Consider the following 16192-nt stretch of genomic DNA (forward strand, 5'->3'; position numbering starts at 1 on the left):
GATTCGATGAAACATTTTAAGCTCATCGCTATCATAGGCTTATGAACCGCAGGAAAATGCCATCCATTTGCTCGATTGCGAAACGGAGCGCGATAGCGAGCCTTTGCGCGGCGCTCGCCATGCCCGTTGCTCCCGTCACGGCATGGGCGCAGCCGGTCGGGCTGCCTTCCATGGGCGCCGCCTCGTCGTCCGACCTGTCGCCCATGCTGGAGCGCACGCTGGGTGAAGCGATCATGTCGCAGGGCCGCCGCGACCCTTCCTATATCGATGATTCCGAACTCAGCCAGTACCTCACGACGATGGGGCGCAAGCTTGCGGCGTTCGCGCCGGGCGGCGTGCCCGAGGTCGAGATGTTCGGCGTGCGGGATCCCGAGATCAACGCGTTCGCGATGCCGGGCGGCTTCATCGGGATCAATACGGGCCTGATCGTGTCGTCGGCCAGCGAATCCGAGCTGGCCGCCGTGGTGGCCCACGAAATCGGACACGTCGTGCAGCGCCACATTGCGCGCGGCATGACCCAGCAGAACCAGAACGGCATGCTGATGCTTGCCAGCCTGGCGGGCGCGCTGCTGGCGGCGTTGGCGGGCGGCGGCGGCAACCTGTCGATGGGCGTGGCCGCCTTCGGGCAGGCGGCGGCCATCAACCGCCAGCTAGGATTTTCGCGCGACGCGGAACGCGAGGCCGACCGCGCTGGCTTGCAGATGCTGACGAAGGCTGGCTACGACGCCGACGGCATGTCTCAGATGTTCGCGCGCCTGATGAACGCATCGCGCCTGAACGAAGGCGCGGGGGGCGGCTCTTGGGCCAGCACCCACCCGCTGTCGATCGAGCGTATGTCGGACGTGCAGAACCGCGCCCGCGCGCTGCCGGCCTCGCGGCATCTGGACAGCGACGACTTCTGGTACATCCGTGCCAAGATGCGCGTGGTGCAGGGCCGCGACACGGTTGGCCTGCGCACGGCCGGCCAGCAGTTGCAGGACGAGGCCCAGGCCCTTTCGGGCGTGCGGCAGTCCGCCGCGTATTACGGGCTGGCCCTGCAGAACTTCCAGCGCAACAACCTGCCGGAAGCGGAGCGCTACTGGAACCTGGCTTCCGCCAATGGCCGCAGTTCGCCGCAGCTGGCAAAGCTTGCCGTGGATATCGCGCTGGCGCGCAAGGATTATCCGCAGGCGATGTCGCTTGCCCAGGCGGGCACCAAGCGCTATCCCGATCATCGCGCGCTGGGCATTGCCTACGCCCAGGCGCTGCAGGCGAACGGCCGGCATGCCGAGGCGCAGGATTACCTGCGCGAGAAGATCAAGCAGTGGGGCAGCGACGAACCGAGCCTGTATCAGATGCTGGCGCAAAGCGAAGAGCGCAACGGCAAGCCGGTGCAGGCGCGCCGCGACCTGGCCCGCTACTACGTCATGACGGGTGCGTACGCCGCCGCGGAGTCGCAGCTGCAACAGGCGCGCGGCCTGTCCAACGACTTCTACGAGCAGTCGCAGATCGACGTGCAGATCAAGGAAGTCAAGGACAAGCTGGCCGAAGAGCGCCGGCTGCTCGAGCGCTTCAAGTCAGGTTGATACAAAGTGTCTGACACCCCTGAGGCAGCGTCGCAAGCCCGCGGTTGGCTCTCGCGGGTGTCAGACACCTACTGAGCTGGCCGCAGCTTTTACAGCCCGGTTTCGAAGAACCGTCCCAGGCGCTGGGGCAGCCAGTTCAGGTGCCCCGGAAAGCTGCCCGTGGGAAAGCCCGCGTGCCCGCCATCAGAAGGTTGATGCAGCAGGATGCCCGGCGCGCAGTCTTCCGGCTTGGGCAGCGAGGCGGCCGGGATGAACGGGTCGTTGCGCGCATTGAGCACCAGCGTCGGCACGGCGATCTTCGGCAGCCAGGGCTTGCTGGACGCGCGCGTCCAGTAATCCAGCGCATTGCGAAAGCCGTGCATCGGCGCGGTGTAGGTGTCGTCGAATTCGCGCAGGTCGTGCGCGTGCGCGATCCGCATGACATCGATGGAACCGGGAAAACGATGCGCTTTTTCCAGCACCTTGTGCTTGAGCGTCTTCAGGAAGTGCGCCGTGTAGACGCGCCGGTTGAAGATGCCGGTCGACAGCGTCTTGCCGCAGGCAACCAGATCCATCGGCGCCGACACGCCGGCGCAGGCGGTCAGCCAGGTGGTGTCTTCCTGGTGTTCTCCCAGATACTTCAGGAGCGCATTGCCACCCAATGACACGCCGACGGCGTGCCAGCGCGCGTGCGGAATGCGCTGGCGCACGGTGTTCAGCAGGAAGCCGACTTCGGCCGAGTCGCCGGAGTAATACGCGCGGGCCAGCCGGTTGGGCACACCCGAGCAACCCCGAAAGTGCGCGATCACCACGATCCAGCCGCGTGCCCGGAAGTAATGCGCGATGGACTGCGCATAGCGGCTGTTGCTGCCGCCTTCCAGGCCGTGGAACAGGATCAGGGCAGGGGTGTCGGGGGTTTGCGGCAGCGACTTCCAGTCGGCGTCCGTCATCCAGCGTGCCGCGGCGGTCTTGCCGTTGCCGACCGGGCGTTGCCCGCTTACCGGCGCGCCGTCGGCGGCCTTGTGCGGAAACAGCCCAGGGCCGGTCCAGTCGAAATCGACGAAGTCCGTGTCCGGCGTGTCGACGCGGTCGCGCACGAACGCGATGCGGTGATACTGCGCGAACAGGGCGGCGTAGACCGTCTGGCTGTCGCCCCCGGGAAGCCAGGGCGGGACGGGGCAGGGCGTTGTATCAAGACGAGCAGGGGCCAACTGGGAATCCACCCGGGTCAATGAAGCATGTCGGGCACGTCGTGCAGGTCGAGCACCCCGGCTTCCGAGGGCGCCTGCGAGGCATGGTGCATGACCATGCGCCAGCCGGTGGGGCCCTTGTGGTAGATGTTGGTGGCGTAGCAGTTGGCGAACTGCGTGCCCTCACGCGTGCGCACCGCCACCTGTTCGACCAGGACGTGCACCGCGCACATCATGCTGAGCATGACGAGCGGGCGCAGCGGACGCACATGCAGCGGACCGTTGGACAGCACCTGTTGCCAGGACTCGTGCACCGCGGAATGACCGACGACGCGCAGGCCTCCCGGATGGATGCATACGACTTCCTCGTCGTCGGCCCAGACCTGCATCAGGCGGACGGCGTCCGCCTGCTCAAGGGCTTCGTAGAACGCGTGTTCTGCTTCTTCGGGCGTGGCGAACATGGCTGCTGAAACGGTTAAGCGTGTTGTGGGGCGGCGAGGTCAGTGGTGGCCGTGCAGCACCGTGCCCGCCTTCAGGCGGTACTCGGCGCCACAGTAGGCGCAGCTTGCGGAACCCGTGCGGGCCACATCCAGGAAGACGCGGGGGTGCATGCTCCAGAGCGGGGCCTTGGGGCCGGGACAGAACACGGGCAGGTCTTCAGCGCCGACCTCGATGACTTCGTGAGCGCGGGAGACGGCGGCCGGGGCAGCAGCGGTCATGAATATTCCTGAAAAAAGAACCGATGAACGGCAGGTTGAAACAATGATGCGGTCTTGCTGGGCAAAAGCGCGCCAATCAGAATTGAAAATCAGACTTTACTTAGCCAGTGATGGTACTTCGGGTTGCGGCCATTCACCACGTCAAAAAACGCGTTCTGCAATTGTTCGGTGATTGGACCGCGCCGGCCCGAGCCGATCCGACGGTTGTCGACTTCGCGGATGGGCGTGACTTCGGCGGCCGTGCCGGTGAAGAAGGCCTCGTCCGCGATGTAGACGTCGTCGCGCGTCAGGCGCTTGGTCAACACGCGCAGGCCCAGGTCTGCCGCCAGGGCGTGAATGGTGGAGCGGGTGATGCCCGTCAGCGCCGAGGCGATCTCGGGCTCGCAGAGCACCCCGTCCTTGACGATGAACAGGTTCTCGCCGGAGCCTTCGGCGACAAAGCCGTCGGTGTCCAGCAGCAGGGCCTCGTCGTAGCCGTCCTGCAGGGCTTCGGTGTTGGCGAGGATGGAGTTGGCGTACGTGGTGGCGACCTTGGCGCGCGGCATGGTGACATTCACATGCTGGCGCGCGAACGACGACACCTTCACGCGGATGCCGTTGGACAGCGCCTCTTCGCCCAGGTACGCGCCCCACGGCCAGGCCGCGATGGCCACGTGCACCCGCGCGCCCTTGGGCGACACGCCCATTTTTTCGGGGCCATAGAACACGAGGGGACGCAGGTAGCCGGATTCCAGCTGGTTTTCGCGCACGACCATCCGTTGGGCTTCGTTGATCGTGTCGCGATCGAACGGCATGGGGATCTGGTAGATGTGCGCCGAATTGAAGAGCCGGTTGGTGTGGTCTTCGAGGCGGAAGATGGCGGTGCCGAGCGTGGAGCGATAGGCGCGCACGCCTTCGAACACGGACAGCCCGTAGTGCAGCGAGTGCGTCAGGACATGCGTGGTCGCGTCTCGCCATGGAACGAGCTTGCCGTCATACCAGATGAAACCGTCGCGGTCAGCCATCGACATGGTCTTCTCCACACAGTGCGCGCCAGACCTGCCGCCGCGCGCCAGGCCCCAAGGGGTCAAGAATCTTGAGGGCGCTATTGTATCAAGCAGCGAGGTTACAATACGCGCCTATTCGCGCACCGGTCTGGGGCCAACGGCCTTGCAGCATGATGCCGGCGGGCGAACGGGCCGTCGCGTGTTCATTCCATAGAGTTTCCATGTCGTCCTGTCTGCATCGCCAGGGGCCAGCCGTTGTCCTCTGAATCCGCGCTTCCTGAATCCGAAGACCCAGGCCTGGTTCGCCAGGAACGCCTGACCGCCTTTCGCGCCGGCGTCCACGCCATCGTGCCCGCCCTCATCGCCACCGCGACCTGGGGTCTGGTAACCGGCGTGGCCATGGTCAAGTCCGGACTGACCGAATCCATGGCGCTCGCCATGACGCTGCTGCTGTACGCCGGCTCGGCACAGCTCACCTCGTTGCCCCTGATCGCGGCGGGCGCGCCGCTGTGGCTGATCTTCGCCGCCGGCTGCGTGGTCAACCTGCGTTTCATCATCTTCGGCGCGGCCTTGCAACCGTACTTCCGCCATCTGTCCTGGCCCAAGCGCCTGGGACTCGGCTATTTCACGACCGACATGGGCTTCGTGCTCTTCATGCCGCGCTTTGGCGACTCGGTCGAGCGCGGCACGCGCGAGCAGCTCTGGTTCTTCCTGGGCTCCATCGTGCCGGGCTGGCTGGTCTGGCAGTCCTCGTCGATCATCGGGATTTATCTGGGCGCCCAGGTGCCGACCAATTGGTCCCTGGATTTCGCCGCCGTGCTGGCGCTGCTGGCCATCACGGTGCCGCTGGCCAGCTCCAAGCCCATGCTGGTGTCCATGCTGGCGGCCGGCGTCGTCGCCTGGGTGGGGCAAGCCATGCCCTTGCGCCTGGGACTGGCCGCGGCGGTCATCTCCGGCGTCATCGCCGGCATGTGGGCCGAACGCTTCTTCAAGGCGCGTCCATGACGAATTGGTCCTGGGAACTCTACGTCTATTCCGCCATTCTGCTGCTCGCGCTGTGCAGCGTCCTGACGCGGGCCGGCTTCATGCTGTTTGGCGACTACATTCCGTTGTCCGACAATGTGCGGCGTGCCTTGCGCTATGCGCCCGCCGCCGCGCTCACCGCCATCGTGGTCCCGGATCTGCTGCCCTGGAAAGCGGGACTCGGCCCCGTGTTCGATTACAAGCTGGTCGCCGGACTGGTCGCCATTCTGGTCTTTCTGCGCACCCGCAGCGCCGTATTGGTCATCGTGGTTGGCATGCTGGTGCTCTGGGGTTTGCGCTGGCTGGCCGGCTGACGGCCACGATTTGCCCGCCGATATGTCCACCTGATGGACGCTCGCAGTGTCTTTTTCGCCCCGGCGGGCGCTTTGAACGCGCGGCTAACCGGCCCTTGAAGGGGCCGTTTGACCGTGTGGTAAGGCGGCTGCGCTAAAATTCATCAATCCACAGCAATCCGGGCCTGGTACTGCCCACATAAGTATCGACTCCAGCATGGTTGCCCCGATGCTTATGTAGTGCAGTGCATGCAGCACTCTCGTTTTGTTCTTTTTCACTGGTCCCGGTACTTGCCTAACCCTGATGACTGAATCCACTCAAACCGTAGCACCCACCGCTGACGCGCCCGCGCCGACGTTCGACGATTTCGGGTTGCACCCCCTGTTGTTGCAGTCCATCGCCGAAACCGGCTACACCACCCCGACGCCCATCCAGGCGCAAGCCATTCCCGTGGTGGTGTCGGGCCGCGACGTCATGGGCGCTGCCCAGACCGGCACCGGCAAGACGGCGGCGTTCACGGTCCCGATCCTGCATCGCCTCATGCCGCTGGCCAACACCAGCGCTTCGCCCGCCCGGCATCCGGTGCGCGCGCTGATCCTGGCGCCCACGCGCGAACTCGCGGACCAGGTCTTCGAGAGCGTCAAGCGCTACAGCAAGAAGACGCCGCTGCGCTCGGCCGTGGTGTTCGGCGGCGTGGATATCGGTCCGCAAAAGGAAGCGCTGCGCCGCGGCTGCGAAGTGCTGGTTGCCACGCCGGGCCGTCTGCTCGATCACGTTGAACAGAAGAACGTGAACCTCAGCCAGGTCGGCATCCTGGTGCTGGACGAAGCGGACCGCATGCTCGACATGGGCTTCCTGCCCGATCTGGAACGCATCATCCGCCTGCTGCCCGCGCAGCGTCAGGGCCTTTTGTTCTCGGCCACTTTCAGCAACGAGATCCGCAAGCTGGGCCGGTCGTACCTGAACCACCCCGTCGAAATCGAAGTGGCGGCGCGCAACGCCACCGCCACGACCATCACGCAGATCGCCTACAAGATGACCAGCGACGCCAAGCGCGCCGCCGTCGTGCATCTGGTGAAGTCGCGCGGCCTCAATCAGGTCATCGTCTTCTCGAACACCAAGATCGGCACCGCACGCCTGGCGCGCGACCTGGAACGTGATGGCGTCAAGGCCGAATCGATCCACGGCGACAAGACCCAGGCCGACCGCATGAAGGCCCTTGAGGCCTTCAAGGCCGGCGAACTCGAAGTGCTGGTCGCCACCGACGTGGCGGCGCGTGGCCTGGATGTGGCCGGCGTGCCCTGCGTCATCAACTACGACCTGCCGTACAACGCCGAAGACTACGTGCACCGCATCGGCCGTACCGGCCGCGCGGGCGCATCGGGCGAAGCCATTGCGCTGTTTACCTCCGACGAAGAGCGCTTCCTGCTCGACATCGAGAAGCTCATCAAGCGCGAAGTGCCGCGCGGCACGCTCGACGTGCCGGCCGACCTGATCGCGCGCAGCCATCGCCGCAGCGACAGCAGCTCGCATTCGCGCGAAGGGCGCGAAGGCGGCCGCGAAAGCCGCGGCGACCGGGGCCGTTCTTCCGAGCGCCGTTCCAGTCACCATTCCGGCGGCTCGCGCCAGCCCGTGGACGACTTCTTCTTCAAGCCCTACGAGCCCTCGGCGCCCGTCGCGCCGGCCGAAGAACAGGAATCGCGCGGCAACGCCACGCCGTCGTCCGCGCCCAAGCGCCAATTGGCCGTTCTGCTTGGCGGCAGCCGCAAGCCCTGATCGCAATCGGGTTCCGGCCCATGAAAAAACCCGCAAGGCCAGCCGACGTTGCGGGTTTTTTGTTGGGGGCGACGCGCGTCAGGCGGCCAGCATCCGGGGCAGATCGGGCAGGGCGGTGTTCACCGCCGCGCTCTCCGCGTTCAGGCTTGCCAGAAGACGCTCCAGATGGCCGATATGCGGCAGCATGGGGCCGTAGAACACGACGCGATCGCCGATCTGCACCATCAGGGTCGGGAAGTTTTCGACGTCCACGTCGCCCAGCAGTTCGGCGTGGTCCTCGATGTCGATCCACGCAAAGACATGCTGCGGCATTGCGTCGGCCAAGGCTTGCAGCTTGGGCTTGTATTCTTCGCAGGTGTCGCACCAGGCGGCGCAGAAGCAGGCGATGAGCCAGGCGCCGGGTGTGGCGTCCAGCCGCGCGCGCAGCGGGGCAAGATCGGTACCGGGGGTGAGCAGTGACATGTGAGCGGATCGGGGCGGGTTTGACTATGATACCCGGGTTGTTCACCCCTCACTTCGACTGCCATGACCGCTCTGCGTACTGATCCTCCCACCCCCGGGAACGGCCGCCTGTCCGGCGCCGGCGCGGGCGCGGTAAGCGTGGGCCAGGCGTTCAAGCGCGCGCTGGTGTCGCAGTGCCACCCGACCATGCTGTTCGCGGTGTTGCTGCCCTTTCTGATCGCGCTGGTTGGCGCGATCCTGCTGCTCTGGTTTTTCTGGACGCCCCTGACCGACTGGCTGCGCGCCGAGGTCTCGCACTGGGATGTCGTCAATCGCGTTGACGAATGGCTGGTCGCGGTGGGCCTGTTCTCGCTCAAGATCTGGCTGATACCCGTCATCGCCGCAGCCATCCTGCTGCCGGTGTCCGGCATCCTGGGGTTGGCCATCGCCGCCGTGTTCGTCATGCCGCTGGTGTTGCGCCACGTCGGCCAGCGTGAATATTCCTCCGTCGCCCGCCGCGGCAAGTATTCGACGGCGGTCAGTGTGTGGAACGCGGTGTGGGTGTCCGCCGCCTTTGCCGCCGGCTGGGTGTTGACGCTGCCCCTCTGGCTGGTGCCGCCCATGGCCGTGGTGCTGTCGATCTTCTGGTGGGCCTTTGCGTTCTCGCGCATGATGCGCGTGGACGCCATCGTCGAACACGCCAGCCCGGAGGAACGCAAGCTGATCCTGGAACGGAACAACGGCGGCTTCTGGAGCATCGGCCTGATTTGCTCGCTCTTGAACCTGCTGCCGCCCGCGTGGATTATCCTGCCGGTGTTTTCCGCCCTGGTCTATGCGCATTACGGCCTGGAAGCTCTGAAGCGCCTGCGGCAGGACCGCGTCATCGACGTCTGACCGGCGTCATTTCTCACCTTTGGAATTGGACATGGCTGCAGAATCCACCGCCCGCCGTATCGGTCTCATCATCGTCGGCGATGAAATCCTGTCGGGACGACGTCAGGACAAGCATTTTTCCAAGATCGTCGAGATGCTGGGCGCGCGCGGCATGCACCTGAGCTGGGCCGAATTCCTGCCTGACGAGCGCGACCGCCTGGTGGACGCCTACAAGCGCAGCTTCGCCACTGGCGACGTCGTGTTTTCGTGCGGCGGCATCGGCGGCACGCCGGACGACCATACCCGCCAGGCCGCGGCCGCCGCGCTGGGCCTGCCGCTGGCGCTGCACCCGGAAGCCGAAGCCGCCATCGCGCTGCGCACCCGGGAAATGGCCGAGAAAGGCCAAGGCACCGCCGACATGAGCGCGCCCGAAAATCAGCAGCGCCTGCAGATGGGCATGTTCCCCGAGGGCTGCGAGATCGTTCCCAACCCTTACAACCGGATCCCCGGCTTCTTCATCAAGGACCACACCTTCGTGCCGGGCTTTCCCGTCATGGCGTGGCCGATGCTGGAATGGACCCTGGACACGCGCTATCGTGCGCTGCAGCATGTGCGCGTTCACGCCGAACACTCGTTCCTGGTTTTCAGCATGCCGGAATCACGCATCACGCCGTCGATGGTCAGCGTGGAATCCCGCTGGCCCGGCGTGCGCGCCTTCAGCCTGCCCAGCGTCGGCGAGGCGGGCGGAATGCCCCACATCGAGCTCGGCGTGAAGGGCGATCCCGAGGCAGCGGCCGAGGCGCTGGAGTTTTTGCGGGCGGAAGTGCTGCGCCTGGGCGGCAAGCTGGCGCCCCCGGCGGCCGCCTGACCGCGGGGCCGGCGGGACACCGCCGGTTGCAAGGACCGCTCAAATTCTGATTGCAAAACCGGCTCGTAAATTTCACAATACGGGAAAGAACCGTTTGCTGCAGTGCCGCAACGCACCCCCGTGCGCGGCGGCGCCAGCCCAAATCTTCCATGGCCCGTCTTCCAACGCCCCGCAATCCCCTGGACGCCGAAACCGAAGGCGCGTCCGCTCATCCGATCGCCATTCAGGTCATCGAACGCGCCATGCGGCTGCTCGACGCCCTGGCCGCGCAGCCCGATCCGGTCACGCTCAAAGAGCTGTCGGCAACCACCGGCCTGCACGCGTCCACCGCGCACCGCATCCTGAATGACCTCGTGGTGGGCCGCTACGTCGAGCGGGTCGACAACGGCCTGTATCAGCTTGGCATGCGCCTCCTGGAGCTGGGCTCGCTGGTGAAGGGGCGCCTGAACGTGCGCGAGGCCGCCATTCCCGCCATGCGGTCGCTTCACAAGCTGACGGGGCAGACGATCAATCTTTCCGTCCAGCAGGGCGACGAGATCGTCTATATCGACCGCGCCTGGAGCGAACGCTCCGGCATGCAGGTGGTGCGGGCCATCGGCGGCCGCGCGCCGCTGCACCTGACCTCCACCGGCAAGCTGTTCCTGTCCACGGGCGACACGCGTCAGGTGCGGGCTTATGCGCTGCGCACGGGGCTTGCCGGCCACACGCGCAACAGCCTGACCGATCTGGACAAGCTCGAACGCGAACTCGCCCTGGTGCGCCGCCATGGCTATGCGCGCGACAACGAAGAACTCGAACTCGGGGTGCGCTGCATCGCCGCGGGCATCTTCGATGACACCGGAAAACTGGTGGCGGGGCTGTCCATTTCCGCGCCGGCCGAACGCTTGCAGGACGACTGGATCAAGGCGCTGGTCGATACGGCTGCCAGCATTTCCGAGGCCTTGGGCTACGAGCCGTCGGTTTCCACCGGCTTCAACGGCCTGGGCATGGCGGCCGAAGCGATGCGCCCGTAGCGCAGTGCCTGGCCCCAAATACAAAAGCCCCCGCAAGGGAGCTTTCGTTTTTCCGGCATTGCCGCCCGAGGCCGCCACGGTCGTGGACGGCCCCATGGGCTGCGCTTATTGCTTTTCGATGCCGGCCTTCTTGAACAGCTCGGCCCATTGCGGGACTTGCTGCTTGACCTTGGCGGTCAGCGCGTCGGGATTGGCTTCCGAAGTCAGCACGGTGGCGCCCAGCTGCTTCATGCGCTCCTGGAACTTGGGATCGGCCAGGCCTGCCTGCAGGCTCTTGACCAGCTTGTCCACGACGGGCTTGGGCGTGCCCTTCGGCACCCACATGCCATGCCAGATGCCCACTTCGAAGCCCTTGTAGCCGGATTCGTCCATGGTCGGCAGCTTGGGCAGGGTGGGGACGCGCTGCAGGCTGGTCACGGCGTAGGCCTTCACCTTGCCGCCCTCGATCTGTTGCGTCGTGTTGGTGGTCTGGTCGCACATCAGGTCGACCTGCTTGCCCAGCAGGTCGTTCATGGCGGGCGCGGTGCCCTTGTACGGGATCGTCAGCAGTTGAACGCCAAGCGCTTCCACCAGCATGGTGCCGCACAGGTGGCTGGCCGCGCCGATGCCCGCGTTGGCCAGCGACACCTTGTCCTTGTTCTTTTTGACGTAGTCCGCCAGCTCGGCGATGTTGTTGGGCGGGAAGTCCGAGCGCGCGACGATCGTCATCGGCACGTCGACCACCAGACCGATCGGTTCGAAGCTGGTGAAGGGGTCGTACCCCGGATTCTTGTAGAGCGAAGGCGCGGTCGAGAAGCCGGCGTGCATCAACAGGATGGAATAGCCGTCCGGCTGCGCGCGGGCGACCTGGGTCGTGCCGATGGTGCCGCCGGCGCCGCCCTTGTTTTCGACCACGACCGTTTGGCCCAGGCTGGTGCGCATGGCTTCCGCGAGAGAGCGGGCGACGTTGTCGGTCGGGCCGCCTGCAGCGAACGGCACCACCATGTTGATGGGGCGTTCCGGGTATTCCGCGTGCGCGGCGCCGGCCGCGAACATGGCACCGGCCGCGAGCAGGGCCGAAAGCGTGCGGGGGATTAGGGTCATGAGGTCTCCGATTGCAGGGTTTTGCTTGCTGCGATTTAGTTATCAACCGCTGACATGTATTTGGTATTTGTCTGTCATCAGCGTGAAAGCAGTGTAGAAAAGAATTGATACCGCGTCATGTCCGGTATTTCCCGAGTTCGGGGAAATGATTGAGCGCAATCAAGCCGGGCAAGGCGCCGCACCGATAAAGTGCAAACACTTGTTGCGCCGCACAAAAAGCGCTTGACAAGTTTTTTACCGAGTCTAGAATGGCAATTGTGCAGTGCATCAAACGGGCCGGCGGTAGCTTGTAGTACCAGTTTCCGCGCACGTTTCTTATTTCGTCGCAGACAACCATCCTTATTGCCGGACAGCCTCCGGCTACCCTGAGAGGAGCATTCTATGAGCGCAATCCCGCAACAAGTCCTGGACCGCCAAAAGGCCAGCATCAACACCATCGTGGCTGCCCAGTCCGCCGTTTTCGCCGGCTTTGAAAAGCTGGTCGAACTGAACCTGAAGGTCGTGAAGGCCACCCTGGACGAAGTCGCCCAGAAGTCGCAGCAAGCTTCCGAAGTGAAGGATCCCCAGGAAGCCGCCGCGTTTGCCACCGGCCTGCTGCAACCGGGCGCCGAAAAGGCCCTGGCCTACACCAAGCACGTGTATGACATCGTTGCCGGCGTGCAAGGCAGCCTGGTCAAGCTGACCGAAGAACAGATCGCCGAAAGCCAGCAGCAGCTGAGCGAAGCCGTCGACCAGTTCTCCAAGAACGCCCCGACCGGTTCCGAAAGCGCCGTCGCCCTGATCAAGTCCTCGCTGGCCACCGCGACCAGCGCCTACGATTCGATGACCAAGGCCGCCAAGCAGGCCGCCGAAGTCGCCGAGTCGAACCTGAATGCCGCCGCCAACGCGACCTTCAAGGCTGCCACGGACGCTGCCGATGCCGCCACCAAGGTCGCCAGCCGCAGCCGCCGCAGCGCCTAAGTATTTGGCGCGCGGTGCTGCGCGAATCGCAGTAATGTAGTACTGTTGAGTGACAGAGCAGAGCTGGAATTAGGGCCACCCACAGGGTGGCCCCTTTTTTTTGCCTGTGTTTTGTGGGGCAGGTTTGCCGGGCAGGTTCCGCGGTCAGCGGCGCGCCACGGCGCGCACGCATTCGCCGACCAGCCCCGGGCCGCGGTAGATCAGGCCCGTGTAGAGCTGCACCGCGTCGGCGCCGGCGTCCATCTTTTCGCGGGCTTGCTGGCCAGACAGCACGCCGCCCACGCCGATGATGGCAAGGCTATTGCCCAGCCGCTCCTTCAGGCGGCGGATCACCGCCAGCGACAATTCATGCACGGGCGCGCCGGACAGGCCGCCTGCTTCTTGCGCGTGGGCCTGGCCTTGCACCGCGTCGCGCGACAGCGTGGTGTTGGTGGCGATGACGCCGTCGATGCCGTGGCGCGGCAGGATCTCGGCGATGGCGTCGATCTGCTCCTGCGTCAGGTCCGGCGCAATCTTCACGGCCATCGGCACCCGGCGCTGGTGCTGGTCTTCCAACGCGCGGCGCTTGTCGGCCAACTGCCCGAGCAGGGCAGAGAGCTCGTCGCCGCTTTGCAGCGCGCGCAGATTCTTGGTGTTGGGCGACGAGATGTTCACGGTGACGTAGTCGGCATGCGGGTACACCCCGTCCAGACCGATCAGGTAGTCGTCGGCCGCGCGTTCGATGGGGGTATCCGCGTTCTTGCCGATGTTCAGGCCCAGGATCCCGCCCTGCTTGCGCCACGTGCTGCGTTGCACATTGGCCAGGAACGCTTCCAGTCCCTGGTTGTTGAAGCCCAGCCGGTTGATCAGCGCATTGGCGCGCGGCAGGCGGAACATGCGGGGCTTGGGGTTGCCCGGCTGCGCGCGCGGCGTGACCGTGCCGACCTCGATGAAGCCGAAGCCCAGATTGCCCAGCGCGTCGATATAGGCGCCGTTCTTGTCCAGGCCGGCGGCCAGCCCGATCGGGTTGGCCATCTGCATCCCCATCAGCATGCAGGGCGCCTTGGGTTGCGCGTGCATGAGCTTGCGCGTGGCGCCGCATTCATAGGCGCGCTGCAGGCCCGACAAGGTGACTTCGTGGGCGGTTTCCGCGTCCATGGCGAACAGCGCCGGGCGGGCCAGGGGGTAGGCGTGAAAGAGGATAGACATGGGGCGGAATTGTAGAGCGATTTGATGTGTCCCCGCCGCTCATGGACCCACCGCAAGGCCGATTCAGGCGGGCGGTCGCTCGGGCGTGTCGCGCCATTGCCCATCGACCAGGAACTGCGCCGGACGGAAGGCCGATTTATAGGACATTTTCCGGCTGTCCGCGATCCAGTACCCCAGATAGAGCCAGGGCAGGTTCAGTGCGCGGCACTGTTCGACCTGCCAGAGGATGCTGTAGGTGCCCAGGCCGTCAGCAATGTCCGGGTCATAAAACGTGTAGACCGAGGACAGGCCATCGTCCAGCACGTCGATGATGGACACCATCACCAGCACCCCTTCGGCGCTCCGGAACTCGACCAGCCGAGTGTTGACGCGGCTGGTGAGCAGGAACTGCGCGTACTGGGTGCGGCTGTCTTCGTCCATGCCGCCGCCCGGATGCCGGCCCTGCTGGTAGCGCGTGTAGAGCCGGTAGTGCTCGGGCGACCATGCAAGTTCGGCCACGAACGACTGCAGGCGCTGATGATTGCGCCACGCGCGGCGCTGGCTGCGATTGGGGGCGAAGGCGGCCGCGTCCACGCGCACGGGGATACAGGCCTGGCAGTTGTCGCAATGGGGACGATAGGTAAAGAGTCCGCTGCGGCGAAAGCCCTGTTCCACCAGTTGCGAATACGTGCCCGCGTTGATCAGATGGCCGGGCGCGGCAACCTGCGACCGGGCCTGGCGACCCGGCAGATAACTGCACGGGTAGGGAGCGGTTGCATAGAACTGCAGCGTGGAGAAGGGAAGTTCTTTCAGCTGGCTCATGGGAGCTGGCTCATTGGCGCTGTCGCATGGAATATCCCTTGAGGGCGGCGGGCCCGGGACAGGAATCGCTCCATATTAACGCTTAACTCGGGCGGCAATCCGTCCCCTCGGGTGTGTCCGGATGCAGCGTTCCCTGCGTATCCAACCTGCCGCGGGACCACGCGATGCCGGGTTGCATCGTGGCCTGGCGGACATGCCGCAGAAAGCGTTCGCGCGGCAGGGGGCGTGCGCCCATGCTGGCCAGGTGGCGCGTCTGCTGCTGGCAGTCGATCCACTCGACGCCCTGCGCCTCCAGGTAGCGAACCAGATGCGCCAACGCGATCTTGGAGGCGTTCGGGACACGGGTGAACATGGATTCGCCAAAGAACATGCGGCCCAGGCTGATGCCGTACAGGCCGCCCGCCAACTCGCCGTCGATCCAGGTCTCGATACTGTGCACGACCCCGGCCTCATGCCACTGGCGGTAAGCCTCTTGCATGGCCGCCGTGATCCACGTGCCCGGCTGTCCGTCTCGCGGCGCGGCGCAGGCCGCCATGACCTGCGCAAACACGGTGTCGACCCGCACCTGCACCCTCGGCGCCGGGTCTTGCTCGCGCGCGGCGATCTGCCGCAGCAGCTTGCGCAGCGAGTGCGACGGCGCGAAATCCTTCACGCGCAGCACCATCCGCGGATCCGGGCTCCACCACAGGACGGGTTCGCCTTCCGAGTACCACGGAAAGATGCCGTTGGAATACGCCTGGGTAAGCCGTTCCGGGGACAGATCCGCGCCTGCGGCCAGCAGGCCATCCGGATCCGTCAGCGCGAATTCCGCAGGGGGGAACGGGGTGTCGGCGGCCAGCCAGGGCAGTTTCAACGGTGAGATTCGAGGGTGTAGTGATGAGGACCGAAGGTGCCGCGTTTGCGGTCCTCGAAAAACAGGCGCAGGGTGCTTGCCACGGTGCGAAACGCCAGGTCGTCCCAGGGAATCTCGGTTTCGTCGTACCAGCGCGCTTCAAGGCTCTCCGGGCCGGGGTCCAGTTCGGGACCCACCGCCTGCGCCAGATAGAACACGTGCACCTGCTCGATCTGCGGCACGTCGATGATGGTGTAGATGTCGCCCAGCTGGATCTTGGCGCCGGATTCTTCCAGCGTTTCGCGCGCGGCGCCCTGCGCGGTGCTCTCGCCCAGTTCCATGAAGCCGGCGGGCAGCGTCCACGTGTTGTAGCGCGGCTCGATCGCGCGCAGGCAGAGCAGCACGCGGTTTTCCCAGACGGGCACGGTGCCGACCACCAGCCGAGGATTCTGGTAATGGATCGCCCCGCAGTGATCGCAGATGTCGCGCTCGCGGTTGTCGCCTTCCGGCACGCGGCGGTTTACCGGCGTGCCGCATTGGCTGCAAAAGAGGGAACGGCGCGGGGCGGGAAAGTACACGAGGGGCGATTTGGCGGTCATGG

General features: G+C 65.4%; 18 protein-coding genes. 8 read left to right on the forward strand and 10 right to left on the reverse strand.

The window, feature by feature from the left end; translation table 11 throughout:
* Positions 1-41 precede the first annotated feature (41 nt).
* Positions 42-1565: a M48 family metalloprotease gene (locus H4P35_RS04530; RefSeq protein ID WP_152383559.1), complete on the forward strand. Its 1524-nt coding sequence runs from the start codon at positions 42-44 to the stop codon at positions 1563-1565.
* Positions 1566-1654: 89 nt separating this feature from the next.
* Here the strand turns inward: H4P35_RS04530 and H4P35_RS04535 are convergent, their stop codons facing one another.
* The 4 genes from H4P35_RS04535 to H4P35_RS04550 all read right to left on the reverse strand — a co-directional run bounded on the left by H4P35_RS04535 (position 1655) and on the right by H4P35_RS04550 (position 4463).
* Positions 1655-2755: a YheT family hydrolase gene (locus H4P35_RS04535; protein WP_062840359.1), complete on the reverse strand. Its 1101-nt coding sequence runs from the start codon at positions 2753-2755 to the stop codon at positions 1655-1657.
* A gap of 17 nt (positions 2756-2772) precedes the next feature.
* Positions 2773-3195 carry a nuclear transport factor 2 family protein gene (locus tag H4P35_RS04540; RefSeq protein WP_056321209.1) on the reverse strand — a complete coding sequence of 141 codons (423 nt, stop codon included), beginning with the start codon at positions 3193-3195 and terminating at the stop codon, positions 2773-2775.
* Between the two features lie 39 nt (positions 3196-3234).
* The gene (locus H4P35_RS04545; RefSeq protein WP_056321210.1) at positions 3235-3453 is read right to left on the reverse strand and encodes a zinc-finger domain-containing protein; all 219 of its coding nucleotides are present in this window, start codon (positions 3451-3453) and stop codon (positions 3235-3237) included.
* An 89-nt stretch (positions 3454-3542) separates the two neighbouring features.
* A complete protein-coding gene (locus H4P35_RS04550; RefSeq protein ID WP_062840360.1) occupies positions 3543-4463 on the reverse strand; it encodes a branched-chain amino acid transaminase in 921 nt (306 codons plus the stop codon).
* Between the two features lie 231 nt (positions 4464-4694).
* On the opposite strand from H4P35_RS04550, the gene H4P35_RS04555 reads away from it, so the two are divergent.
* The 3 genes from H4P35_RS04555 to H4P35_RS04565 all read left to right on the forward strand — a co-directional run bounded on the left by H4P35_RS04555 (position 4695) and on the right by H4P35_RS04565 (position 7532).
* Positions 4695-5444 carry an AzlC family ABC transporter permease gene (locus tag H4P35_RS04555; RefSeq protein WP_062840361.1) on the forward strand — a complete coding sequence of 250 codons (750 nt, stop codon included), beginning with the start codon at positions 4695-4697 and terminating at the stop codon, positions 5442-5444.
* The gene (locus tag H4P35_RS04560) at positions 5441-5776 is read left to right on the forward strand and encodes an AzlD domain-containing protein (protein WP_056321218.1); all 336 of its coding nucleotides are present in this window, start codon (positions 5441-5443) and stop codon (positions 5774-5776) included. The genes H4P35_RS04555 and H4P35_RS04560 overlap by 4 nt, the downstream gene beginning before the upstream one ends.
* A 283-nt stretch (positions 5777-6059) precedes the next feature.
* On the forward strand, positions 6060-7532 hold the full coding sequence (locus H4P35_RS04565) for a DEAD/DEAH box helicase (protein WP_226848292.1): 1473 nt from the start codon (positions 6060-6062) through the stop codon (positions 7530-7532).
* Positions 7533-7610: 78 nt separating this feature from the next.
* On the opposite strand, the gene H4P35_RS04570 is transcribed toward H4P35_RS04565, so the two are convergent.
* Positions 7611-7994 carry a thioredoxin family protein gene (locus H4P35_RS04570; RefSeq protein WP_062840363.1) on the reverse strand — a complete coding sequence of 128 codons (384 nt, stop codon included), beginning with the start codon at positions 7992-7994 and terminating at the stop codon, positions 7611-7613.
* 63 nt (positions 7995-8057) lie between these two features.
* On the opposite strand from H4P35_RS04570, the gene H4P35_RS04575 reads away from it, so the two are divergent.
* From H4P35_RS04575 to H4P35_RS04585, 3 genes are all read left to right on the forward strand, one after another.
* Positions 8058-8867, forward strand: coding sequence for an EI24 domain-containing protein (locus H4P35_RS04575; protein ID WP_152383561.1), 810 nt, complete (start codon positions 8058-8060; stop codon positions 8865-8867).
* A gap of 31 nt (positions 8868-8898) precedes the next feature.
* Positions 8899-9714 carry a molybdopterin-binding protein gene (locus tag H4P35_RS04580; protein ID WP_142050690.1) on the forward strand — a complete coding sequence of 272 codons (816 nt, stop codon included), beginning with the start codon at positions 8899-8901 and terminating at the stop codon, positions 9712-9714.
* A gap of 149 nt (positions 9715-9863) precedes the next feature.
* On the forward strand, positions 9864-10727 hold the full coding sequence (locus tag H4P35_RS04585) for an IclR family transcriptional regulator (RefSeq protein ID WP_056321230.1): 864 nt from the start codon (positions 9864-9866) through the stop codon (positions 10725-10727).
* Positions 10728-10832: 105 nt separating this feature from the next.
* Here the strand turns inward: H4P35_RS04585 and H4P35_RS04590 are convergent, their stop codons facing one another.
* On the reverse strand, positions 10833-11810 hold the full coding sequence (locus H4P35_RS04590) for a tripartite tricarboxylate transporter substrate binding protein BugD (RefSeq protein WP_226848293.1): 978 nt from the start codon (positions 11808-11810) through the stop codon (positions 10833-10835).
* A 381-nt stretch (positions 11811-12191) separates the two neighbouring features.
* Here H4P35_RS04590 and phaP point away from each other — a divergent pair, with 381 nt between their 5' ends.
* On the forward strand, positions 12192-12770 hold the full coding sequence (gene phaP, locus H4P35_RS04595) for a TIGR01841 family phasin (protein WP_056321236.1): 579 nt from the start codon (positions 12192-12194) through the stop codon (positions 12768-12770).
* 144 nt (positions 12771-12914) lie between these two features.
* Here the strand turns inward: phaP and H4P35_RS04600 are convergent, their stop codons facing one another.
* The 4 genes from H4P35_RS04600 to H4P35_RS04615 form a co-directional block, all read right to left on the reverse strand.
* Positions 12915-13958, reverse strand: a complete 1044-nt coding sequence (locus H4P35_RS04600; protein WP_226848294.1) for a quinone-dependent dihydroorotate dehydrogenase — start codon at positions 13956-13958, stop codon at positions 12915-12917.
* Between the two features lie 63 nt (positions 13959-14021).
* Positions 14022-14759, reverse strand: coding sequence for an arginyltransferase (locus H4P35_RS04605; RefSeq protein ID WP_226848295.1), 738 nt, complete (start codon positions 14757-14759; stop codon positions 14022-14024).
* Between the two features lie 82 nt (positions 14760-14841).
* Entirely contained in the window at positions 14842-15612 is a 771-nt protein-coding gene (aat, locus tag H4P35_RS04610) for a leucyl/phenylalanyl-tRNA--protein transferase (protein ID WP_179691047.1), read from the reverse strand.
* The gene (locus H4P35_RS04615; protein ID WP_152383565.1) at positions 15609-16190 is read right to left on the reverse strand and encodes an NUDIX hydrolase; all 582 of its coding nucleotides are present in this window, start codon (positions 16188-16190) and stop codon (positions 15609-15611) included. Before H4P35_RS04615 ends, aat begins: the two co-directional genes overlap by 4 nt.
* Positions 16191-16192 lie beyond the last annotated feature (2 nt).

Origin of the sequence: Achromobacter sp. 77, assembly GCF_020541125.1 — a bacterium.
Classification (GTDB): Bacteria; Pseudomonadota; Gammaproteobacteria; order Burkholderiales; family Burkholderiaceae_B; genus Achromobacter; species Achromobacter mucicolens.